Below are 23,889 nucleotides of genomic sequence, written 5' to 3' on the forward strand. Positions count from 1 at the left end.
CAGTCGTTTTGATCATGCAGGGTTTCTGGCGGGTGGTTCAGGCAGCAGCCTGTGCAACACCGCGAATACCCAACGCATGACAGATGGCATATGTCAGTTCGGCACGGTTTAACGTATAGAAATGGAATTCGGTAACACCTTCGGCCATCAGGCCCTCGACCTGTGAAATGGCTTCGTGGAAGGCGACCATGCGGCGCGTATCGGGATCTTCGTCAAGGTCTTCAAACCGCCAATGCAGGCGCTTGGGCACCGATGCGCCGCACATATCGGCAAATTTCAAAAGCGATCCGAAATTGGTCACCGGCAGGATACCCGGCACAATCGGTGCGGTGATCCCGGCAGCAACACATTTGTCACGGAACCGAAGAAAAACCTCGTTATCAAAGAAGAACTGCGTGATCGCGCGGTTCGCACCGGCATCGATCTTGTGCTTCAGATATTCGATTTCGAAATCGGCACTGGGGGCATCCGGGTGGGTTTCCGGATAGGCCGAAACCGAAATATCGAAATCCGCAATCCGCTTTAGTCCTTCGACCAGATCAACCGCATAAGGATATCCCCCCGGCGTCGGCACATATTTATCGCCCGCATCAGGCAGGTCACCGCGCAAGGCAACAATTGATCGGATGCCTTCATCCCAGTAGTTGCGCGCGATACCCTCAATTTCGTCCTGGGTGTGACCAACACAGGTCAGGTGGGCGGCCGCCGGAATGCCGGTTTCGCCCTGAATGCGGGTGACACTGCTATGCGTGCGGTCACGGGTTGACCCGCCTGCCCCATAGGTTACCGAAACAAAAGACGGGTTCAACGGCGCCAGACGGTGGATCGAACGCCACATGGTTTCTTCCATCTTTTCCGTTTTCGGCGGAAAGAATTCGAACGAAATCCGCAAATCGCTGCGGGATGTTCCCTGTGGTGCGATGTCGTTTTTAACCGTCATTCTTTTAATCCTGTCTTGTCGTTCCGGTGGAACGGGTCGTTATTCATCATTATTATGGTATCAAGCTGCCGGTTTGTTACTCGGCAGCTTCGTTATGATTGTTCGCGATCTGCGCCTTCTGTTCCTTTGCGGATGCATGTGCAGACCAGATTCGCACCGTCAGGGGCTTGCCCGGCAGGCTTATGACATCGCCGGGCGAAAGTTCACATGCGCGAAACCACGTATTGATCGCCCCGTCTTCAAAGCCAAGCCGCCGATGCGCGTGCTCTTCACGCAGTTCTTCGCGGTCATGGGTTGCAAAATCAACCACCACCAGCCTGCCATTAGGTGCCAGAACGCGGGCAGCTTCGGCGATGGCGGCTTCGGGGCGTTCGGCGTAATGCAGCACCTGATGCAGGGTCACAACATCAAACATTCCGGCCGGATAAGGCAGTTGATACATATCGGCCTGCCGTACCAGACAGTTCGAAAGATCGGCGCGCTGCAAGCGTGCGCGTGCGACCGCCAGCATCTCGCGCGACATATCAACACCGACACCTTCTTCGGCCGTTTTGCCCAGAAGTTCCAGAATCCGGCCCGTACCGGTCCCGATATCAAGAATACGGCCCCCGGAAAGATCGCCGATGGCGTCAACAAGCGCCCGTTCGACCACTGCTTCGTCGACATGAAGTGACCGGATTCGATCCCAGTCATCGGCATTGGCACGGAAATATTCCGTCGCAATCTGTTCGCGCTGCGCCTTGACCTGCTCAAGCCGGGTACGATCAAGTAAGAGGGTTTCGTCATCGCGGGGCAACAAATCAAGAACCGGCTGCAACAGTTCGGCCCCCGGACCTGTATTGGGTGTGCGATAAAAAACCCATGTCCCTTCACGGAATCGGACAAGCAAACCGGCTTCGCACAGCAATTTCAGATGACGTGACACACGCGGCTGGCTCTGCCCGATGATCTGGGTGATCTCGCTGACCGTCAGTTCGCATTCGGCACAGATCGCCAGCAGGCGAAGACGTGTCGCCTCTGCCGCCGCGCGTAACCTTGCAAGGACCTGTTCCATTTCGCCACCTCCGCTAACTCTGCAAAGACATAAAGATATGTTTATATTTAATCAAGACCTATTTACCCACCCCAAAGGGGTATGGCAAAAAAGCAACACGCCAAATCCCATTGATCGGGCACATAATTTTGTGTGCTGGTGTTTAAACTTTCCCTATGCTAACCACATTGGTATCTGAGACGTGCGCGATGCATGGTCCTGTTTTCTTCGCGGGCAACAGGACAGGTAGCGTTTTTGAAATCCCGATTTCAAAAACGTCTCGGGGTCGGGGAAAGTTTGTATCGAAAATCGTTTGGCAAAAAATAATGAAGCTTCGAACTTTGCTTTCGCTGTGCGCTGGTGCATCTCTGTCCATGCTGACAGCATGCGCGTCCACCCAGCCGGCACAGGACATGAGTGACTATGACCCTCTCGAACCGGTGAACCGGGTCGTGCACGGGGTTAATGGCGCCGTAGACTTTATGGTCCTTTACCCAGCCGCCATGTGGTATCGCGACATTGCACCGCAGCCGGTAAAAACAGCTGTCCGCAGTTTTGTGCGCAACATCGGCGAGCCGGTTAATGCATTGAACTCGCTGCTGCAAGGGGAACCTGATCAGGCGGCTGACACCGTTCAGCGCTTCATCATGAACACCACGATCGGCTTCCTTGGTTTCAATGATGTGGCTGCCGATTTCGGCATCGAATATCATTCAGAAGATTTCGGCCAGACTCTTGGCCATTACGGTATCGGCGGCGGTCCTTACATCGTCCTGCCGCTGCTTGGTCCGTCGAACTTGCGTGATACGACCGGCATTGCCGTTGATTACGTGGCAAACCCGCTGACCTGGGGCAGCCGGAACAGCGATACCCTTGATGCGCTCTATCTTGGTTCGCTGGGTTTGACAGCACTTGACGCACGCTATCGTACGCTCAACCAGCTCAACGAATTGCAGCAGACGTCGATTGACTATTATGCCGCTTTGCGTAGCCTGTATCGTCAGCAACGCAACGCCGCCATTCGGAACGGTGCAGATCCTTCGGCACCGAATTTCGAAGACGAAAGCGCTTCTGCCGACTTCGACGATGCGTTTGAAGCTGCGGCAAATTAATGGTTCGATCGAACATGAAAAGCAAATTTACGATTCCCGCACTGGCGGCAGCAATCGTTAGCGCGACCGGCCTTCTGGCCGGTCCTGCATTTGCAGGTAATGCAAACACTGCGCCGTCCCTGACGGTAGAGGTCGCTGTAAGCAGCAACGCATCCGAGGTAATCAAGACTCTTGCGAATGAAGCGATTATCGGCCTGACCGACCAGTCGCTTAGCAACGATACCCGTCGGCAGAACTTTGTTGCGCTGATGGACCGTTACTTCGCAATGGATGTGATTTCCCGGTTTGTTCTGGGACGTTACTGGCGCTCGATCTCCGAGGAAGAACTCAACGAGTTCGCCGATCTTCTCCAGGACTATCTGGCGCTTAACTACGCCAGTCAGTTCAAGGATTTCAATGGCGAGCAATTCGTTGTCGGCGACGAGAAACAGCAGAACAAGGATACCTTCGTCAATTCGCAGTTTGTCCGCCCGGACGGTCCGCCGGTTTCGATTATCTGGCGTCTGCGCGAATTTGGCGACGAGTACAAAATCATCGACGTCACCGTCGAAGGGCTGAGCATGGGCATCACCCAACGCGACGAATTCACCGCCGTCATCCAGAAAAACGGCGGCAAGGTCTCTGCGCTGACCGAAAATCTGCGCGAAAAAGTCGGAAAATAACTCCGTCACGACCTTTACGGAAATCAAAAAGCCACCGGTGATTTTCCGGTGGCTTTTTTAATGCATCCCCCAGATGGGGATAATAAAAGGCCGCCCGGCAGGCAAGCGGGCGGCCTTTTATTGTTAACCGCGCGTCAGCGGCTTGTATTTGATGCGATGCGGGCGGTCGGCCGCGTCACCGTAACGGCGTTTATAATCCGCTTCGTATTCCTGATAGTTGCCTTCGAACCATTCGACATGCGAATTGCCTTCGTAAGCCAGGATGTGGGTCGCGATACGGTCAAGGAAGAAACGATCGTGCGAGATAACCACGGCACAGCCGGCAAATTCCAGCAGACCTTCTTCAAGCGCGCGAAGCGTATCGACATCAAGATCGTTGGTCGGTTCATCGAGCAGCAGGACGTTAGAACCGGATTTCAGCATCTTGGCAAGATGAACGCGGTTACGTTCACCACCGGAAAGCTGCCCGACCTTTTTCTGCTGATCCGCCCCCTTGAATGCAAACTGCGACACATAGGCGCGCGAGCTCATCGGGCGTTTACCCAGAAGGATTTCGTCCAGACCGTCGGAAACTTCCTGCCAGACGGTTTTGTTCGGATCAAGCGAGTCACGCGACTGATCGACATAGCCCATCTTGACCGTTTCACCGATCTTGAGCGTACCAGCATCGGGTGTATCGCTGCCGGTCAGCATTTTGAACAAAGTGGTTTTACCCGCACCGTTCGGACCGATCACACCAACAATCCCGCCCGGCGGCAGACGGAAATGCAGATCATCAAACAGAAGCTTGTCACCAAATGCCTTGGTCAGGCCTTCAGCAGTGATCACCTCGTTACCAAGGCGTTCGGCAATCGGAATAACAATCTTGGTTGAATCCGGAACCGCCTTTGCGGCTTCGGCAACGAGATCGTCATAGGCACGAACACGGGCCTTGGATTTCGCCTGACGGCCTTTCGGGTTCTGACGGATCCAGTCCAGTTCGGATGCCAGCTGTTTCTGACGGCTACCTTCCTGACGGGCTTCCTGTTCCAGACGCTTCTGCTTCTGTTCGAGCCAGGATGAATAGTTGCCTTCATACGGGATACCCTGACCACGGTCGAGTTCAAGAATCCAGCCGGTAACGTTATCAAGGAAGTAACGATCGTGGGTAACCAGAATGACAGTACCCTGATAATCTTCAAGGTGACGTTCCAGCCACGCAACCGATTCCGCATCCAGATGGTTGGTCGGTTCGTCAAGCAGCAGGATGTCGGGCTTTGCAAGCAACAGACGGCAAAGCGCGACACGGCGGCGTTCGCCACCGGAAAGCTTGGTCACATCTGAATCCTTGGGCGGGCAACGCAGCGCATCCATGGCGATATCAAGCGTACGCTCAAGATCCCAGCCATTGGCCGCATCAATGCGTTCCTGCAATTCCCCCTGCTCGGCGAGGAGATTATTCATCTCGTCATCGGTCATCGGCTCGCCAAAGGCCATGCTGATTTCATTGAAACGTGCGAGATCGTCAACGATCTGACCGCAACCTTCCATGACGTTGCCCAGAACATCCTTTTCCGGGTTCAGCTGCGGTTCCTGTTCAAGGTAACCGACGCGAACACCTTCGGCTGGCCATGCTTCGCCGGAATAATCCTTTTCGATGCCCGCCATGATTTTAAGCAGGGTCGACTTACCGGCACCGTTGTTCCCGAGAACACCGATTTTCACGCCCGGCAGGAAGGATAGCGTAATGCCTTTGAAAAGTTCGCGACCGCCCGGAAGGATCTTGGTCAGGTCCTTCATGACGTAGATATACTGGTAGGATGCCATTAAATTCCCCATCCAAAATGTGAGAAATCCCGGGCAATGCCGGGACATGCGGATCGTCGCATTGCGACCATCCAGAAAGCTTTGCCCGTTTGTAACCGACCGGCCCCTTACAAACAATGACAAACAATCGCAATCGCTGTGATGCGCTTTGAATCTGCATCGGTGGAAACGACGCGGGCAAAACCGCGCCCGGAAATACACCTCTCGGGGCAAAATCAACCGTTAATAATGCATAATCAAGCAAATATACGCGTATTTCGATTAAAAACAGGCTGCCATTGTGCAGCGCAGAAAAACATCGAAAAAATGGCGGTTTTGGTAGGTTTTTGCAGCATTTCCAGCAGGTTGAGAACCCCGGGCGCGCGAATGTCTACGACTAATGATTAGCTTCTTGCGCATTCTGAAAACTGTTATCGAATTCGTTGGCAATGGTGCGTGCAAACACCACCACTGCATCAAAAGCAGGCGGACCGGCACAAAAAAAGAACTCAATAGCCGGTCGGCAGGGAAGTTTTCATTTTCTAGGAAGGAGACGCGCTATGGATGAGCAAAGCGCAGCCTACTGGAAGCGAAACGTAAAACTGGTGACCACCTTGTTGATCATCTGGTTTGTCGTTTCCTACGGTTTCGGCATCTTGTTTGTCGATGTGATGAACAACATCAAGATTGCGGGCTTTGAACTCGGGTTCTGGTTCGCCCAACAGGGGTCCATTTACGTCTTTGTCGCGTTGATTTTCGTTTACGTGTCCAAGATGAACAAACTGGACCGTGAATTCGACGTTCGCGAAGACGACTGACGTCGGTGAAAATTCCGGATCCGGGGAGACAGACAAATGGATCTTACTACCCTTACCTATATCGTCGTCGGCCTGAGCTTCGCGCTGTATATCGGCATCGCGATCTGGTCACGTGCGAGCACCACCGGCGAGTTCTATGTCGCTGGCAAGGGCGTTAACCCGGTCGTCAACGGTATGGCGACCGCCGCAGACTGGATGTCTGCTGCATCCTTTATTTCAATGGCCGGTCTGATTGCCTTCCTTGGCTATGGCGGCTCGGTCTACCTGATGGGCTGGACTGGCGGCTACTGCCTGCTGGCAATGCTTCTGGCACCTTACCTTCGCAAGTACGGTAAATTTACCGTGCCGGAATTCATCGGGGACCGGTACTACTCCAAAACAGCGCGTATCGTTGCTGTTATCTGCCTGATCTTCATTTCCTTCACCTATGTTGCAGGCCAGATGCGCGGTGTCGGTATCGTGTTCTCGCGCTTCCTTGAAGTCGAACTCCTGACCGGCCTGATCGTCGGCATGGGCATCGTCTTCGTTTATGCCGTTCTTGGTGGCATGAAGGGGATTACCTATACTCAGGTTGCGCAATATTGCGTGCTGATCGTTGCCTATACCATTCCGGCAATCTTCATCGCCTTCCAGCTGACCGGCAATCCGCTGCCGCAGCTGGCATTCGGTTCGACGGTTAACGGTACGGGCGATCATATGCTTGATCGTTTAAACCAGATCGTGACCGAACTGGGCTTCCTTGAATATACCACCACCAACAAATCGACGATCGACATCTTCTGCATCACGCTTGCGCTGATGGTCGGTACGGCAGGTCTGCCGCACGTTATCGTCCGCTTCTTCACGGTTCCGAAAGTACGTGATGCACGTTCATCGGCCGGTTGGGCGCTGGTATTCATCGCGATCCTTTACACCACTGCCCCGGCAGTCGGTGCGATGGCTCGCCTGAACCTGACGGAAACCGTGCAGATCGGTGCGGTTGGTGATCCGGAAGGCAACCTTAAAATCGAAGATCGTCCGGATTGGATGACCCGTTGGGAGGCCACCGGTCTTCTGAAATTTGAAGACAAGAACGGTGATGGTCGTATCCAGTACTATAACGATGCCAATGCCGAATTTGCCGCCAAAGCCGCTGAATATGGCTGGGCCGGTAACGAACTGAGTGTTGACCGGGACATCATGGTTCTGGCCAACCCGGAAATTGCACAGCTTCCGAACTGGGTGATTGCCCTTGTCGCAGCCGGTGGTATTGCCGCCGCACTGTCAACGGCAGCCGGTCTGTTGCTTGTGATTTCCTCGGGCGTTTCGCATGACCTTCTGAAGGGCACGTTTACGCCAGATATGACAGAAGGGCAGGAATTGATGGCCGGGCGTATTGCGGCAGCCGTCGCAATCGTGATTGCCGGTTATCTTGGATACAACCCGCCTGGCTTCGTGGCACAGGTGGTGGCCTTCGCCTTCGGTTTGGCAGCGGCATCACTGTTCCCGGTTATCATCATGGGGATCTTCTCCAAGAAGGTTAACCGCGAAGGTGCGATTGCAGGGATGCTGGTCGGTCTGATCTTCACCATGGGCTATATCATGTCCTACAAGGGCATCTTTATCCCGGTACTGATCGAAAACGTTCCGGCAAACTGGCTGTTCGGCATTTCGCCGGAAGGCATCGGTGTTGTTGGTATGATCCTGAACTTCCTCGTTGCGTTCGGCGTTTCGAAAGTTACCGCAGAACCGCCGGAACATATCCAGCACATGATTGAAGATATCCGTGTTCCGAAAGGAGCCGGTAGCGCCGTTGACCATTAATCGGTCGACTGGTTTGCAAGAAACCTGTTGCTGGCCCCCGGAATTACCTCCGGGGGCCTTTTCTTTTGCCGCGAACTCGGGCAACAATGCATCACGACAGGGAGGAAGGTCATATGAGTCTGGAATTAAAAGAAATCAGCGATTTCCTTAAGCAGCATCACCCGTTCGACCTTTTGCCTGACGACGTGATCAATGCCCTGCCCAAACGCCTGACCGCGCGCTATTTCCGCAAAGGGACGAAAGTCCTCTCACCTGAACAGCAATGCCTGCATCTGCACATCATCCGGACAGGCGGAACCGAAACACGCGACCCCGATGGCCAGCTTCTTGCCCGCCTTGGCGAAGGTGAATGTTTCGGCGTACGCGCGATGTTCCGCAATGGCAAGGCCGCCAACAACATCACCATGCTCGAAGACAGCCTTGTCTATCTGCTGCCCGAAAAGGATTTCCACGATCTGGCGGGGAAATACCCGCAGTTCAATTACTTCTTTGAACAGATGGGCGGTGCCCGACTTCGAAGCGGCATGCAGTTGCTTGAAAAGCGTGATGATGATCAGCTTAAACTGATGTCCATCCGGGTTTCCGATCTGATCGCGCGTGATCTGGTCAGTATCGATATCGGCGCATCGATTCTCGAAGCAGGCAAGCTGATGAGCGCCGAACGGGTTTCCTGCCTGCTGATCACGCAAAACGGCGATGAAGTCGCAGGCATCATGACCGATCGCGACCTTCGCAACCGGGTCGTCGCCGAGGCCCGATCGTTTGACGAACCGGTGACCAACATCATGACGCCGAACCCGATCAGCATCGGGCCGGACGATTATGCCTTTGACGCACTTCTGACCATGACGCGTCACAATGTCCGACACCTTCCGGTGATGAAGGACGGTAAGGCGATTGGCATGATCACCACCAACAACCTGCTGGCCCGCCAATCGCTTTCGGCGGTTCATATGGTCGGGCGCATTCGTAAAATGACCAGACCCGCCGATATGGCAAAGGTCATCGCACAGGTGCCCGAACTGCTAAGCAACCTGATCGAAGCCGGGGCGACATCGCGCAATGCCGGGCACATTGTCACAACACTTTCGGATGCGGCAACATCGCGCCTGCTGCAACTGGCCGAGGAAAAATTTGGTCCCCCGCCCGTGCCCTATGTCTGGATGGCGGGCGGATCGCAGGGGCGACAGGAACAGACCGCCCTGTCGGATCAGGACAATTGCCTGATCCTTGATGACGCCTATGATCCCGATCAACACGGCGACTATTTCAAGTCATTGGCCGATTATGTTTGCGATGGCCTTGATACCGTCGGCTATGTCTATTGCCCCGGCGAAATGATGGCGAAAACCGCCGAATGGCGGCAGCCTGTCCGGGTCTGGCAGCAATATTTCAACAAATGGATCGAACAGCCTGAACCCAAGGCATTGATGCTGTGCTCCGTCTGGTTCGACTTGCGGCCGATCCATGGGACGCGGTCGATTTTTGAAGACCTGCATCGCATGATCATCACCAAAGCCAAGGGCAACCGTATTTTCCTGGCTTACATGGTCGGAAATGCTTTGACCCATCACGTGCCGCTTGGCTTCTTCAAGAATTTCGTGATGGTTCGTGGTGGTGAACATGACCGCACGCTTGATATGAAGCATAACGGGGTTGTACCGATTGTTGATCTTGCGCGGATTCACGCATTGGCCAACGGTGTTGATGCGGTCAACACCTATGAACGCCTGGAGGCCGCAATGACCTTCCCCTCGATCAGCAAACAGGGGGCGTCCGACCTTCTCGATGCATTTGAATTTATCAGCATCACCCGGCTGAAACATCAGGTCCGGCAGATCCGCAACGGGGATCGCCCCGATAACTTCCTGCATCCCGAAAGCCTGTCGGCGTTTGAACGCACCCATCTGAAAGACGCATTTTCGGTGATCAAAAACCTGCAGACCGCCCTTGAGAACGCCTTTGGCAAAAGCGGGACATAACAATGGGCCTGCGTCAGAAAATCGTCGATAGCGACTTTTACCGCCAGATGGTGCAACGCCGGGCGACCGGGCCGCTTCGTTCCTATTACGACATCCCCGCCGCCGATCCCGATACGCCGATCCGGAATGTCGAATTTGTCGCCCTTGATCTGGAAACCACCGGTCTTGATCCGAAACACGATGAAATCGTCTCGATTGGCTTGGTGATCATTCGTCAGCTCGCAGTTGATTTTTCAAGCTGTCAGCATCTTCTGGTGCGGCCGAAAAAGGAACTCAGCGAAAGCTCGGTAATCGTGCACCGCATTTTCGACAGCGACGTCGAACAGGCCCCCGATATCGAGATCGCGCTGGCCCATATCCTGCCCATTCTGGCCGGGCGGGTTCTGGTGGCCCATCACGCGCCGATCGAGCTCGGTTTCCTTGGTCATGCCTGCAAACGTTACTTTGGTGCATCTTTGCAGATTCCGACCGTCGATACCCTGGTGCTGGCTCTTCGTGATCTGCACCGGCAGGGACAACCGATGAAATCGGGCGCGCTGAAACTTGAAACGCTGCGCCATACCCATAATCTGCCACCCTATCGTATTCACAATGCCCTGTCGGATGCGATTGCCGCGTCGGGCCTGTTTCTGGCGCAGATTGCCAAGCGTGATCCGAAAGGCGAACTTGAGCTTCGCCGCGTGCTGCGTTAATCGGTAATCAGGGGAAACGGGAACACCCGCCAGACCGATCCCGTCATAACAATAAATCAGGGGACTTCTTGCCGGATGTATGTGTTTATTATCACGACCGTTGTGGTCGGTTTTGCCTGTGCCGGTGTGGTCATGTTGCTGTTCCGCCTTTGGGGACGCAAGGCACCGAAATATGTCATCCCCTTTGTCGCGGCGATTGGCATGTTTGCCTATATGATCTGGGATGAATACAGCTGGTTTGACCGCTATGCCGGTCGCCTGCCCGGCCAGATCGATATCGTGCAGACCTTTGCCGATGAAAATCCCTTTGCCCCCTGGACACTGATTTCTGCCCCGATCAACCGCTTTACCGCCATTGACCGGGAAAAGGTCGTCGCTAATCCGGACAATCCCGGTCATAAACGGGTCACGACCCTGCTTCTGAAAAAAGGTTCAGAAACGCTGGCCCTAACCCATCTGGTGGATTGCAATGCCGGAACACGCGGCTACATCACCGCTCAAACCGCCCTTGATGGCAACGGATTCCCGATTGGCATCGAAGAATGGTTTACGATGGACGAAAACGATCCGCTGCGTTCGGTCTGTGACTGATCTGATCCAATCCAATCGAAAATTCCCGAACAGGATCGGCCATGCCGGTCCTTTCTTTTTTGGCCCGCACGCCCCGGCAGGCTCCATCTGATGGCACAGATGGTTGACGTCCCGCTATATTTTATCGAATATAGCGGAAAATGATCATCTGCTCCGTTCATCCTCCAGCCCGGAATTTTGCCATGCGCGATCTGATCCGAACCGCTCTTGCGTCCCTGTTGTTTCTGGCTGCCGCAACCACCGCCCGCGCCGAAGAAATCACGGTCTTTGCCGCCGCCAGCCTGACCGACGCCATGACGCAGGTGGCCCAAAGCTATGCCACGGCAACCGGCGACACGTTGCAACTATCCTATGCCAGTTCATCGACACTGGCCCGTCAGATCGCCGCAGGTGCCCCGGCTGATTTATTCATCTCGGCCAATCAGAAATGGATGACCTGGCTTGCTGATCAGGATCTGATCGCCGCCAACAGCCGCCATGATCTTCTGGCCAATGCGCTTGTTCTGATTGCCCCCGCCAACAGTAACCTTGAACCGATCACGTCCCAAACCGATCTGACCAGCCTGATCGGTGACGAGGACCGCATTGCCGTTGGCGACCCGGACCATGTCCCGGCGGGCATTTACGCCAAACAGGCACTTGAAAACCTTGGTCAATGGAACACCGTCGAACCAAGGCTGGCACGTGCTGACAATGTGCGCGCCGCCCTGGCACTGGTGGAACGGGGCGAGGCACCGCTTGGCATCGTTTACGCCACCGATGCCGCCATCGCCACCGATGTCAAAACCATTGCCACCTTCCCCGAAAACAGTCATCCGGCCATTACCTATCCGGTTGCGATCACGGCCGGACAGACCAAACCCGCAACCGCAAAATTGCTGGCGTGGCTTTTGGGGGATGACGCGGGCACCATTTTTGCGGAATATGGTTTCAGACGCCCGGCAACCAGCCCGAAGACACAATAACAAACCATGATCACACTCACCGACGCCGAGATCGAAGCCCTGCTGCTTAGCCTGCGCATTTCCGGCGTGGCGGTGATATGTGCCCTGCCCTTTGCCATTCTGGCCGCTGCCCTTCTGGCGCAGGCGCGCTTTCCGGGCAGGATTTTGGTCGATGCACTGGTGCATCTGCCATTGATCCTGCCACCGGTTGTGATGGGCTATCTTCTGCTGATCAGTTTTGGCACCCGCGCGCCGCTTGGCGCGTGGTTGCTGGAAACGTTCGATATCCGCCTGATTTTCAGTTGGACCGGTGCGGCACTGGCCGCGGGGATTGTCAGCTTCCCGTTTCAGGTCCGCGCCATCAGGCTGGCACTGGAAAATATCGACCCCGGCCTGTATCACGCCGCCGAAACGCTGGGGGCCGGGCCGGTTGACCGGTTCTTCAGCCTGACATTGCCGCTGGCCCTGCCCGGTATCATTGCCGGGGCGATTACCGCCTTTGCCGCAAGCCTTGGCGAATTTGGTGCCATCATTACTTTTGTGTCCAACGTTCCGGGTGAAACACGCACCCTGCCACTTGCGATCTATACCGCAATCCAGACACCGGGCGGCGAACTGGCCGCCGCACGCCTTGCGGCCATTTCCATCGGACTTGCCCTGATCGGGCTTCTGCTTTCGGAATTTGCCATGCGCCATATTCGCAAAAGGGCCCGCGCATGAGCATTTCCGTCGATATCCGCCACAAGATCGGCAAGCTGGACCTGCATGCGCAGTTCGATATTGCCGAGCCCGGAATTACCGCCCTTTTTGGCCCGTCAGGCAGCGGCAAAACCACCATCATCAATGCGATTGCCGGGTTGCTGCGCCCGGATCGGGGGCTCATCACCATCCATGACCGCCTTGTCTATGACAGCATGAAGCGGATCAATCTGGCACCGCGCAAGCGCCGGGTCGGTTATGTCTTTCAGGATGCCAGACTGTTCCCGCATCTGAGTGTCGCGGCCAATTTGTTTTACGGCCATAAACGCTGCGACCGGCCCATGAACAAAGCCGCCTGTGATGATGTCATCGCGATGCTCGGTATCGGCGGCTTGCTATCGCGACGCCCCAACCTTCTTTCCGGCGGCGAGAAACAGCGCGTCTCGCTGGGCCGGGCATTGCTGGGCAATCCGGAAATCCTGCTGCTTGACGAACCGCTCTCGGCCCTTGATCAGGGCCGCAAGAACGAGATCATCCCCTATCTGGAAAATCTGCGTGACGCACGGCAATTGCCGATCCTTTATGTCAGTCACGCGATTGATGAAGTCGCCCGTCTGGCCGATCATATGGTGGTGATGGAAGGCGGCAAAACGCTTGCCAGCGGATCGGTGTTTGACATGCTGGGCCGAACCGACCTTGCCCCGCTTGCCGGGCAGTTCGATACGGGAACCGTGCTTCCGGCCACGGTCAAAAGCCGCGACCCGAAGGGTGTCATAAGCTTCCTTGACTGTGCCGGGCAACGATTTGTCGTGCCCTTCCTTGGCAAGAAATCCGGAAGCCCGGTGCGCCTGCATATCCGGGCGCGTGATGTGATGATCGCCCGGACAGCCCCGACCGGGATCAGCGCCAATAACGTCCTGCCGGTAACGATCCGCGATATCGCCGATAATGGCGGCGATACGCTGGATGTCACGCTGGGGCTGGGTCATGACGATACCGGTGAAAACCGCACAATCCATGCCCGCATCACCCAATGGTCGGCAACACGCCTGAAACTTGCCATCGGACAAAAGGTCTTTGCGGTGATCAAATCGGTCACGGTCGACGGGCATCTGCGCGCCGACGATCTTTAAGACCCGTCTTCAGTCGGCGGGGACGGATCGCCCGCCAGTTCATCGGCAAGCTTGCGCAACTGGTCCGCCAACGCTTCATCTGCACGGGTTTGCGCATCGTCGTAAATCGCAATGATCCGCATCCCCGTCCCGGTCAGGCTGGCCCCGCCACGGCCTGCCCCCCCCATCCGGGTTTCAACAACCGGGGTGGCAAAGCTTTTGTTCAATTCTTCAAGCAGCATCCATGCCCGGCGATAGGACATGCCCATCGACCGCGCCGCCGCCGAAATCGACTGTTCACGATCAATCGCGCGCAGCAGATCGATCTTGCCATAACCAAGGCGAACCCCATCGGGCAATTCGATTTTAAGCCGGATTTTAAGGTCGGTTTTGCTCATGACGGACAATCTAGCGCCTTGGTCACATGCGCGCTACTGCCAACCGTAAACCGGGTGCCGATACAATCAGTTAACCGGGCTTACCAGCGTCCCGTCCGCAAACCACTGTGCCAGATTATCGACCACCATCTGCGCCATCGCATCGCGGGTTTCGACCGTGCCGCTGGCGTTATGGGGATACAGCACGACATTCTCAAACTCGGCAAAGGCACGGTCCATATGCGGTTCATTATGGAACACATCCAGCCCCGCCCCGGCAATCACGCCATCCCGAAGTGCCGCAATCAGGGCCGGTTCATCAATCACCGAACCACGGGCGATATTGATGACAAAACCGCGCGGGCCAAGTGCCTTCAAAACGTCGGCATTGATGATCCCCTGTGTCGCCGCCCCGCCGGGGCAGGAAATCATCAAAACATCCGCCCAGTTCGCAAGCCCGATCAGATCGGCTTCATAATGATAATCGACCGGCTTTTTGGATCGTCCGAAATAACCGATTTTCATGCCAATCGGCTCCGCCCGCGCGGCAATCGCCTGCCCGATCCGGCCAAGCCCGACAATGCCAAGCTTCTTGCCGCGTGCCGTTGTGGTTAACGGCATCGCCCCCTTTTCCGACCATTGTCCGCTGCGCGCCCAATGATCACCAACAACCAGCCGCCGAAGCGTCGCCAGCAGCAGCATGATCGCGGTATCGGCGACATCGTCATTCAAAACATCGGGCGTATTGGAAACGCGAATACCGCGCGCCGTACAGGCCGCGATATCAATCGCATCATAACCGACCCCGAAACTTGTAATGACCTTAAGGTTCGGCAGTTTCCCGATCAGCTCCGTCGGCACCCCGACCCCGGCGGTCGAAACAAGGGCTGTGATTCTGTCTGCCACTTCAGAAAGAAACGCGTCCTTGTCACTCGCCTGATCCCAGCGATGCAGTTCGTATTTCGCGGCCAGTTCTTCCATATGACGCGGCCGGATGGCCGAAACGACGAGGATATGTTTGTCAGAACGTGACATCGGGGATTCTCCGTTGGTGGCGGGAGGTCACAGACTAGCGGCATGCAACTTGTAAAACAAGAGAACAGGACAATTAACAGGCCAGCGCACATACCCCCTGAACTTGCAACCTGCCGCTGCGCCATTGCACACTACCTGCCCGGATGGCGAATATGTACAACAGATATGACGCAAATATCCAATCGCGACGTCGCAAATTCACATCTAATCGTGCAAAATCATGACACTTGGTGGAGCCGCTTCTCATGACGCATTTTTCTGCTTTGTCGCTGTTAAAGAATGCTCTTACAGGACAAAAGAACTGGCAGGCGCAATGGCCCGACAGCCAACCGAAGGCAGAATATGACGTCGTCATTGTCGGTGCCGGCGGGCACGGGCTTGGCGCGGCCTACTATCTGGCCAAGGAACATGGCATCACCAATGTCGCCGTGATCGACAAGGGCTGGCTTGGGGGTGGCAATACCGGGCGCAACACCACGATCATCCGGTCAAACTATCTTTATGATGAAAGTGCGCGGCTTTATGACCATGCCGTTGATCTCTGGGAAGGTCTTAGCCAGGATCTGAATTACAACGTCATGTTTTCGCGCCGCGGCGTTCTGATGCTCGCACACAATGTTCACGACGTTCAGTCTTTCCAGCGCCACATCCATTCCAACCGCCTGAACGGTGTCGATAACCGCTGGCTCACGCCCCAGGAAGCCAAGGAATTCTGTCCGCCGCTTAATATTTCGCCCAATGCACGCTATCCGGTCGTCGGTGCCGCCCTTCAGATGCGCGCCGGAACCGCCCGCCATGATGCGGTTGCGTGGGGCTATGCACGCGGGGCATCACAACGCGGTGTCGACATCATCCAGAACTGCCCGGTCACCGCGATCCGCCGCGGGCCGGATGGCGCGGTTGAAGGCGTTGAAACCGCCAAGGGCTTTATCCGTGCGAAAAAGGTCGCGGTTTCGGCCGCCGGTCACACCAGTGTCGTTATGGAAACCGCCGGTGTGCGCATGCCGCTTGAAAGCTATCCGCTGCAGGCACTGGTATCCGAGCCGGTCAAACCGATCTTCCCCTGTGTCGTCATGTCCAACACCGTGCATGCCTATATCAGCCAGTCGGACAAGGGCGAACTCGTGATCGGATCGGGCACCGATCAATATACCAGTTATTCCCAGCGTGGCGGCCTGCCGCTGATCGAACATACGGTTGCCGCGATCTGCGAGATTTTCCCGATCTTCAACCGCATGCGGATGCTGCGCAAATGGGGCGGCATTGTGGATGTGACCCCGGATCGCTCCCCGATCCTTGGCATGACCCCGGTACCGGGCCTTTACGTCAATTGCGGCTGGGGCACGGGCGGGTTCAAGGCCACACCGGGGGCTGCCCATACGCTTGCATGGACGGTTGCCAAGGACACTCCGCATGACATCAACGCCCCCTTCACGCTGGACCGTTTCCGGACTGGCCGTCTGATTGACGAAGCGGCCGCAGCCGCCGTCGCACACTGAGGAGAACGAACATGCTTCTCATCCATTGCCCCTATTGCGATGAAACGCTGCCGGAACTGGAATTCACCTATGGCGGCGAAGCCCATATCGCGCGTCCGGAAAATCCGGCGGACAAAACCGATGATGAATGGCGCGATTTCCTGTTCATCCGCACCAATGTCAAGGGACCGCATTTTGAACGCTGGCGTCATGCCCATGGCTGCGGCCGGTTCTTTAACGCCGTGCGCGACACCGTCTCGGACCGGTTCCTGACGACATACAAGGCGGGCGAACCGCGCCCTGACCTTGCTGTTTTGCTTGAAGATGCCGCAAAGAAGGAGCCTTCGAAATGACCGCTTTCCGTGTTCCGGGGCGTGGCCGGGTCCTTCACAATCGGCCGGTTTCATTCACCTTTGACGGCGACACCTATCAGGGTCTGGAGGGCGACACTGTCGCATCTGCCCTGATCGCCAATGGTGTTCACCTGATGGGGCGTTCGTTCAAATATCATCGTCCGCGCGGCCCGATTGCCGCAGGGTCGGAAGAACCGAACGCCCTGATCGGAACACGTCGCGGCAAGGGGCAGTTTGAACCCAACACGCGCGCAACCGTGCAGGAAATCTGGAACGGGCTTGAAACCAACAGCCAGAACAAATATCCCAGCCTGAAATTCGATATCGGCGCGATCAACGACCGCCTTTACATGCTGTTTTCCGCCGGGTTCTATTACAAGACTTTCATGTGGCCGCGCTCCTTCTGGGACAAGGTTTACGAGCCCTTCATCCGGGCGGCTGCCGGTCTTGGCGTGTCACCGACCGAACCCGATCCGGACAATTACGCATCCCGTTATCTGCATACCGATATTCTGGTTGTCGGCGCCGGTCCTGCGGGCCTTGCCGCCGCACGTGCCGCCGCTGAATCCGGGCTTCGCGTCACACTGGTCGATGAAAACGCCGAACCGGGCGGAACGATTTTAAGCGAACCGCAGGCAAAAATTGACGGCAAACCGGCATGGGACTGGCTGGAGGCCGAGCTTGATGCCCTGACCGACCTTGGTGTGCGGATCATGACCCGCACCACAGCAATTGGCTATTACCATCAGAACATGATCGGCCTGTGTCAGAAACTGACCGATCATCTCGAAAACCCGGCCGCCAGCACCCCGCGGGAACGGATGTGGCGGGTCCGCGCCAAACAGGTCATTCTGGCGCAGGGTGCCCTTGAAAAACCACTGGTATTTGATGGCAATGACCGTCCGGGCGTGATGCTGGCCGGGTCGGCGCAAACCTACCTGAACCGCTATGGCGTGCGTGTCGGAAACAATCCCGTCATCGTCACCAGCCATGACAGTGCATGGTATGCCGCCTTTGATCTGGCATCGGCCGGAACGAAGATCGAGGCCATTGTCGACACCCGCCCGACCCCGAATGCCGACCTTGTCAAGGAAGCCGCCGCACGCGGGATCACGGTCTTTGCCGGTTATACCGCAACCGGCACCTCGGGCCGCCTGCGCATCAAATCGGTGCGGATCAACAAGGTTGAAAATGGCACCGTTATGGCCGCCCAGACATTGGCCTGCGACAGCCTTCTGGTCTGCGGGGGCTGGACCCCGTCGCTCCATCTGTTTTCCCATACCAAGGGGACGCTTAAATGGGATGACCAAAGCCAGACCTTCCTGCCCGACCGCATTACCGAGGATTGCCAGATCGCCGGTGCCGGGCGTGGGCTTTGGGGGATCGAAGCCGCCCTTAATGACGGGGCCGCAATGGGCGCTGCGGCGGCCAAAGCACTTGGCAAAACCGCCACGGTCAAAACGCTTTCGGTTGCCGATGATCGCCCCGGTTCGGGCGCCAGCCACACCGAACTTCCGACCGACCTTGACGCTGGCAAGGCCCGTGCCTTTGTCGATTATCAGAACGATGTCACCGCCAAGGATTTGCGCCTTGCGGTGCGCGAAGGCATGCGCTCGATCGAGCATGTCAAACGCTACACCACCAATGGCATGGCCACCGATCAGGGCAAGATGTCAAACATCAACGGCCTGAACATCGCCGCCGATGCGCTTGGCAAGAAACAGCCCGAAGTCGGCCTGACCACGTTCCGCCCGCCCTATACCCCGACGACTTTCGGGGCGTTTGTCGGCTATCACAAGGGGGATCATTTCGAGGTCACCCGCAAAACCCCCATCGATAGCTGGGCCGAAGAAAATGGTGCCGTGTTCGAACCGGTCAGCCTGTGGCGTCGTGCATGGTATTTCCCCAAGGACGGCGAGAATATGGACGCCGCCGTGCGTCGCGAATGCCGCGAAACGCGCAAATCGCTTGGCATGTTTGACGCATCCACCCTTGGCAAGATCGAGGTGGTCGGCCCTGATGCGGTTGAATTCATGAACCGCATGTATACCAACCCCTGGACCAAACTTGCCCCCGGTCGCACCCGTTATGGCCTTTTGCTTGGCGATGATGGTTATATCCGCGATGACGGCGTGATTGGCCGTCTGACCGATGACCGTTTCCACATCACCACCACCACCGGCGGTGCGGCGCGTGTGCTGAACATGATGGAAGATTACCTTCAGACGGAATGGCCCGATCTGAAAGTCTGGCTGACATCGACCACCGAACAATGGGCGACCATTGCGCTCAATGGTCCGAATGCGCGCAATCTTCTGGCGCCGTTTGTCGAGGGGCTCGATATTTCCGACGAAGCCTTCCCGCATATGTCGATTGCCGAATGCTCGGTTGCCGGTTTCCCGGCCCGTCTGTTCCGGGTCAGCTTCACGGGCGAACTTGGATTTGAGGTCAATGTCCCCGCCCGTCATGGCCGGGCCCTTTGGGAAACGCTGTTCGCGGCGGGTCAGAAATACGATATCTGCCCCTATGGCACCGAAACCATGCATGTCCTGCGTGCCGAAAAGGGCTTCATCATTGTCGGTCAGGATACCGACGGGACGGTGACGCCTTATGACGCGGGTGCCGGATGGGCGGTTGGCAAAAACAAGCCCGACTTTGTCGGAATGCGGGCCCTTAACCGCCCGGACCTGACGGCAGAAGGCCGCAAACAACTGGTCGGGCTTCTGACCGATGATGGCACGTCCAAACTTGAAGAAGGCGCACAGATCGTCCTTGATCCGAACCAGCCGATCCCGATGAAGATGGTCGGCCACGTGACATCGTCCTACCATAGCGACGCGGCAGGTCGCCCGATTGCCCTTGCCCTGATCGAAGGCGGTCACGGCAAGACCGGCGAAACGGTTTATATCCCGATGCCCGACCGGACGATCAGGGCCACCATCACCGGCACGGTCTTTTACGACCCCGAAAATGCGCGTCTCAAACTTTAAATTCCAAGGTCATACAAGCGGAGATGACTGCAATGACTGCACATATCGACCTGTCCAAAGCCGGGATACTGGCCGAAAGCTCCGCCGTGCGTGTAGCACTTCTGCCCCCTGTCGCCCGCTTTTCCCTTCGGGCCGCAACGCCCGAACAGAAAGCCCTGTCAAAGGCGCTTGGCGTACCCCTTCCGGCCAAAATCGGTCAGTGCGGGCGCAAAGGGGATATTGAAATCCTCTGCCTTGGCCCGGACGAATGGACGATCATCGCCCCCGAAGATCAGGCAGGAACGATCACCGATGCCTGTGCCGCGATCTATGCCAAAACCCCGCACAGCCTGACGGAAATTTCCGACCGCGAAGTTACCGTCCATATCACAGGCCCGAAGGCCAGCGACCTTATCACCATCGGCTGCCCGCGCGACCTAGATCAATTACCGACCGGCGAAGCACGCCGCACGGTTTTTGATGGTGTGTCGGCGGTGCTGTGGCGGGATGGCGATCAGGATTACCGCCTCGATCTTTGGCGCTCCTTCGCCCCGCACGTCATCGCCCTTCTGGAAACGGGTTGCGCTGAACTGGCGGGCGAATAACCCGATGCCCGGGCCCTTTGCAAAGCTGCCGCAAACCCGGGACCGACGCCGCGATATGACGCCTCGACCCATGGCTTTCCCCGCAAGAGCCACGCCACGAACCCCAACCCGCCCCACAGCCGACGACGGCCCCAACGACAAACCACCTCCGCCAAAACCGGACGTCCCTCAATCCGGGAAGTCCCGACAAACGCGGGGCTTTGGCATCCCAGCCAACGCGGCAGAGCAGACAAGCCGCCTTCGGCCTCACAGCCCACTCCGGTCTTCCGGCCATGGTCGCATTTCCGGCAACCATCGGAAGGCCCGAAAAACCCAGGACTTCGGCATCCCCGCTAATGCCGCGCAGACAGCGGCCTTCGGCCTCACAGCCCGCCCCGGTCACTTCCGGTCATGACACCACCCCCGCAATCATTGGAAGCCCGGACGAACCTCGGGCCTCCGCCATCCTCGCCAACAACCGGTCTCCGGACCCACGACCCGCTCCCATCACTCCCGCAATGGCGACATTTCCGGCAACTGATGAAGTCCGGACACATTTCGGGCATTCGCCATCCTCGCCAACAACCGGTCTCCGGACTCACGTCCCGCTCCGATCACTCCCGGCAATGGCAACATTTCCGGCAACCGATGAAGTCCGGACAAACTTCGGGCTCATGGACCCCGCCGGTCCCCCCTTGACGGGCCACAGCTCAACGCTGCCCCCTGCTGCCATCGTTGCCGCTACCGGCAAATTTAAAGCTCCCTCCTCAACAAGACGCACCTCTCCCGTCATGACAAATGATCGGGTTAGCCCCCCTAGTCCTCGTCCTAGTCCCAGTCCTCGTCCTCGGGCAGAATGCCGCCATAATGGCTCCGCCATCCGCCGCCCCATATCCTGCGGAATGCCCCGCCGCCCTGCCTGTGTCTATGTCCGCGTCTTTGCCGATGCATCCCGATATCCTCTTTCCTTCAGCCCCAAACGCAAAAACCCGCAAGGCACAAGGCCTCGCGGGTTTCCGTCCGGGTGCATTTCTCCCGTTGACTTTACTCTTATGCCATAAATAAAAGAACAAATCAAGAACTTTTTAAGGAAACCGAATGGGAAGGAGGATTCGACACGACGCAGCCTGCGCGCTCGGAAATCTAGAAACAACTCTCACGGGTACGTCCACCAGAAATGGCTATTCGCTATTGCGTGGCAATTGATGAGCCCTACCCGACGCGCGCCCATCGGATGCCCGGTTCGGCTTCGGGAAAATCCCCAATTACAGCACCACCAACAGATCCGCATACCGGGAATATAAAAGCATCCTGCTGCTTCGGCAGCATATGTGCCACAGCCTTTTTGTTCACGAAGAGGAAAACCCTTTTGCAGACATTTCCACGTCGCGACAGGTAAGACCAGCCGTCATAATTCTAGCGCGAAAGCTCGTACAGAACCGCCCGGTCAAGGATGCGCAGTTTCGGTCCGGCGGCGATTGCACCTGTTGCCTCTAGCTTACGAAGCGAGCGCGAGAATGTTTCTGGCGTAATGCCGATCCGGCTTGCGATCTGACGTTTTTCAGGAAAGTTCGTCTCGTCCTCGCCACCCAGATTCTCGCCACTTCTTTCTTCGAAATCGATCAGGAAAGACGCAATTCTCTGGATCGGTTTGGTGTGGCGAATTTTGAAAATTTCTTCGAGGAAGAATCGTTCCCACCGCAGAAGTCCGGCAAGGACTTCGGCCATGACATCGGGCGCGCTGCGTAAAACGGAAAGATAGGTATCGCGCGGAATGGCGATGATCTCGCAATCTTCCATGACCTCGCATTCCACCGGATATGCCCGACCGGCCAACGAAACGGCTTCGGCGAATGCCCCCGGTTGGGTCAGGAAATGCATGACGGTTTCTTCGCCCTGCGGGGAAACCTTTACAAGGCGCAAGTGCCCGGAAAGCAGAACATAGAAGTTACGGGCAACATCACCGGCACGAAACAGATGTTCGCCGCGCGAATGGCATTCCACACGACATTTTGCCATCAGACTATCAAGCCGCGCCCCGCCAAGAGCAGACAGAAACGGGACCTGTCGGACGATATCGTAATCGATTTCAGACAGCGGTCTTGAACGCATCTTCGCCCCCTTCCTTGGCATCATTCCCAGACAACCCGCACCAATCGGCCAGCATTTCCGCATCTGCAATCCGGATAATGTGACCATTGGCATGTTGCGAAACACCAATTTCAGAAAGTTTCTTAAGCGCGCGAGAGATCGTCTCGCTGGTCATTCCCAACTTGCGGGCCAAGGCAGACTTTTCAATGGTCAGGGGTGTTTCATGCACACCGTCAATCGGCACCGCATCTGCCAGGAAATAGATCCCCAGACGTTGCGCCGCCGACCGGCATTTAAGTTCTTCGGCCTGTCGCAACATCTGACACAACCGTTCTGTCATGGCCGACATCATGGTCAGTGCACGGTCGAAATGGGCCGCAAGAAAATCAGCAAAGCCAGCACCATCAATACGAACCGCGGTTGTTGCCTCCAAGGTACGAACCGAAACCGCATAACAGCCATCGGGCACCAATGCGCATTCCCCGACAAGCTGACCATTCCCCAGAAGATCAATGACCCCGTCTTTACCGTCCTGATCCTTGAAAGACAATTCGACATGCCCGTTCACAATCAGATAAAGCGCTGACGCCAGTTCATCTGCCGAAATCATCATTGTATGAGTGTCAAACCTGACCCATTGGCATAGGGATGCCAGTTCAAGGATATCTTCCTGCGGCCATGTTCGGAAATAGTTCGCAAAGCGAAGAACACCGGAAATGCGTTCGACATCATTCATCACGGCATCGTCCATTGTATAAAAAAGGGAAGATTGCATTTACTGGAATAACTCTAACATCAGCCCAGATGATCAAGTTTGTTCCAGATCAAT

Annotated in this window: 21 protein-coding genes; 14 read left to right on the forward strand and 7 right to left on the reverse strand. The window is 56.4% G+C overall.

The window, feature by feature from the left end; all coding sequences use genetic code 11:
* Positions 1–37: 37 nt before the first annotated feature.
* A complete protein-coding gene (gene metF, locus BC440_RS01700; RefSeq protein ID WP_063095061.1) occupies positions 38–940 on the reverse strand; it encodes a methylenetetrahydrofolate reductase in 903 nt (300 codons plus the stop codon).
* A 76-nt stretch (positions 941–1,016) separates the two neighbouring features.
* A complete protein-coding gene (locus tag BC440_RS01705) occupies positions 1,017–1,994 on the reverse strand; it encodes a metalloregulator ArsR/SmtB family transcription factor (RefSeq protein ID WP_063095059.1) in 978 nt (325 codons plus the stop codon).
* A gap of 188 nt (positions 1,995–2,182) precedes the next feature.
* Here BC440_RS01705 and BC440_RS01710 point away from each other — a divergent pair, with 188 nt between their 5' ends.
* Both BC440_RS01710 and BC440_RS01715 read left to right on the forward strand, forming a co-directional pair.
* Positions 2,183–3,085: a VacJ family lipoprotein gene (locus BC440_RS01710; protein ID WP_223304853.1), complete on the forward strand. Its 903-nt coding sequence runs from the start codon at positions 2,183–2,185 to the stop codon at positions 3,083–3,085.
* Positions 3,086–3,099: 14 nt separating this feature from the next.
* Entirely contained in the window at positions 3,100–3,747 is a 648-nt protein-coding gene (locus BC440_RS01715) for an ABC transporter substrate-binding protein (protein WP_223304854.1), read from the forward strand.
* 123 nt (positions 3,748–3,870) lie between these two features.
* Here BC440_RS01715 and ettA read toward each other — a convergent pair whose 3' ends face one another.
* Complete coding sequence (gene ettA, locus BC440_RS01720; RefSeq protein WP_007089794.1) at positions 3,871–5,553, reverse strand: energy-dependent translational throttle protein EttA; 1,683 nt, start codon at positions 5,551–5,553, stop codon at positions 3,871–3,873.
* Between the two features lie 539 nt (positions 5,554–6,092).
* On the opposite strand from ettA, the gene BC440_RS01725 reads away from it, so the two are divergent.
* The 8 genes from BC440_RS01725 to modC all read left to right on the forward strand — a co-directional run bounded on the left by BC440_RS01725 (position 6,093) and on the right by modC (position 14,194).
* Positions 6,093–6,350, forward strand: a complete 258-nt coding sequence (locus BC440_RS01725; protein ID WP_007089795.1) for a DUF4212 domain-containing protein — start codon at positions 6,093–6,095, stop codon at positions 6,348–6,350.
* A 36-nt stretch (positions 6,351–6,386) separates the two neighbouring features.
* Positions 6,387–8,153 carry a sodium:solute symporter family protein gene (locus BC440_RS01730; protein WP_063095053.1) on the forward strand — a complete coding sequence of 589 codons (1,767 nt, stop codon included), beginning with the start codon at positions 6,387–6,389 and terminating at the stop codon, positions 8,151–8,153.
* Between the two features lie 113 nt (positions 8,154–8,266).
* Positions 8,267–10,135, forward strand: a complete 1,869-nt coding sequence (locus BC440_RS01735) for a DUF294 nucleotidyltransferase-like domain-containing protein (RefSeq protein WP_063095051.1) — start codon at positions 8,267–8,269, stop codon at positions 10,133–10,135.
* 2 nt (positions 10,136–10,137) lie between these two features.
* Positions 10,138–10,827: an exonuclease domain-containing protein gene (locus BC440_RS01740; protein WP_063095049.1), complete on the forward strand. Its 690-nt coding sequence runs from the start codon at positions 10,138–10,140 to the stop codon at positions 10,825–10,827.
* Positions 10,828–10,902: 75 nt separating this feature from the next.
* Complete coding sequence (locus BC440_RS01745; RefSeq protein WP_063095048.1) at positions 10,903–11,418, forward strand: hypothetical protein; 516 nt, start codon at positions 10,903–10,905, stop codon at positions 11,416–11,418.
* A gap of 182 nt (positions 11,419–11,600) precedes the next feature.
* Positions 11,601–12,383: a molybdate ABC transporter substrate-binding protein gene (gene modA / locus BC440_RS01750; protein ID WP_063095046.1), complete on the forward strand. Its 783-nt coding sequence runs from the start codon at positions 11,601–11,603 to the stop codon at positions 12,381–12,383.
* Between the two features lie 6 nt (positions 12,384–12,389).
* Positions 12,390–13,082 (forward strand): molybdate ABC transporter permease subunit, encoded by a 693-nt coding sequence (gene modB / locus BC440_RS01755; RefSeq protein ID WP_082822631.1) that lies wholly within the window; start codon positions 12,390–12,392, stop codon positions 13,080–13,082.
* Complete coding sequence (modC, locus tag BC440_RS01760; RefSeq protein ID WP_063095043.1) at positions 13,079–14,194, forward strand: molybdenum ABC transporter ATP-binding protein; 1,116 nt, start codon at positions 13,079–13,081, stop codon at positions 14,192–14,194. Before modB ends, modC begins: the two co-directional genes overlap by 4 nt.
* Here the strand turns inward: modC and BC440_RS01765 are convergent.
* Both BC440_RS01765 and BC440_RS01770 read right to left on the reverse strand, forming a co-directional pair.
* Complete coding sequence (locus BC440_RS01765) at positions 14,191–14,571, reverse strand: LysR family transcriptional regulator (RefSeq protein ID WP_063095042.1); 381 nt, start codon at positions 14,569–14,571, stop codon at positions 14,191–14,193. The two genes, modC and BC440_RS01765, sit on opposite strands and share 4 nt — an antisense overlap.
* Before the next feature lie 66 nt (positions 14,572–14,637).
* Entirely contained in the window at positions 14,638–15,585 is a 948-nt protein-coding gene (locus BC440_RS01770) for a 2-hydroxyacid dehydrogenase (RefSeq protein ID WP_063095040.1), read from the reverse strand.
* A 245-nt stretch (positions 15,586–15,830) separates the two neighbouring features.
* Here BC440_RS01770 and BC440_RS01775 point away from each other — a divergent pair, with 245 nt between their 5' ends.
* The 4 genes from BC440_RS01775 to BC440_RS01790 are packed head-to-tail and all read left to right on the forward strand — an operon-like array spanning position 15,831 to position 20,990.
* Positions 15,831–17,084 (forward strand): sarcosine oxidase subunit beta family protein, encoded by a 1,254-nt coding sequence (locus BC440_RS01775; protein ID WP_063095038.1) that lies wholly within the window; start codon positions 15,831–15,833, stop codon positions 17,082–17,084.
* Between the two features lie 11 nt (positions 17,085–17,095).
* Positions 17,096–17,416, forward strand: coding sequence for a sarcosine oxidase subunit delta (locus BC440_RS01780; RefSeq protein WP_062960758.1), 321 nt, complete (start codon positions 17,096–17,098; stop codon positions 17,414–17,416).
* Positions 17,413–20,406 carry a sarcosine oxidase subunit alpha gene (locus tag BC440_RS01785; RefSeq protein WP_063095035.1) on the forward strand — a complete coding sequence of 998 codons (2,994 nt, stop codon included), beginning with the start codon at positions 17,413–17,415 and terminating at the stop codon, positions 20,404–20,406. The genes BC440_RS01780 and BC440_RS01785 overlap by 4 nt, the downstream gene beginning before the upstream one ends.
* A gap of 32 nt (positions 20,407–20,438) precedes the next feature.
* Positions 20,439–20,990 carry a sarcosine oxidase subunit gamma family protein gene (locus BC440_RS01790; RefSeq protein WP_063095029.1) on the forward strand — a complete coding sequence of 184 codons (552 nt, stop codon included), beginning with the start codon at positions 20,439–20,441 and terminating at the stop codon, positions 20,988–20,990.
* A gap of 1,395 nt (positions 20,991–22,385) precedes the next feature.
* On the opposite strand, the gene BC440_RS01795 is transcribed toward BC440_RS01790, so the two are convergent.
* Positions 22,386–23,081, reverse strand: coding sequence for a Crp/Fnr family transcriptional regulator (locus tag BC440_RS01795; RefSeq protein ID WP_007089809.1), 696 nt, complete (start codon positions 23,079–23,081; stop codon positions 22,386–22,388).
* Positions 23,059–23,835, reverse strand: coding sequence for a Crp/Fnr family transcriptional regulator (locus BC440_RS01800; RefSeq protein ID WP_082822632.1), 777 nt, complete (start codon positions 23,833–23,835; stop codon positions 23,059–23,061). Before BC440_RS01800 ends, BC440_RS01795 begins: the two co-directional genes overlap by 23 nt.
* Positions 23,836–23,889: the final 54 nt, after the last annotated feature.

The organism is Thalassospira sp. MIT1004 (assembly GCF_001858545.1).
Taxonomy (GTDB): Bacteria; Pseudomonadota; Alphaproteobacteria; order Rhodospirillales; family Thalassospiraceae; genus Thalassospira; species Thalassospira xiamenensis.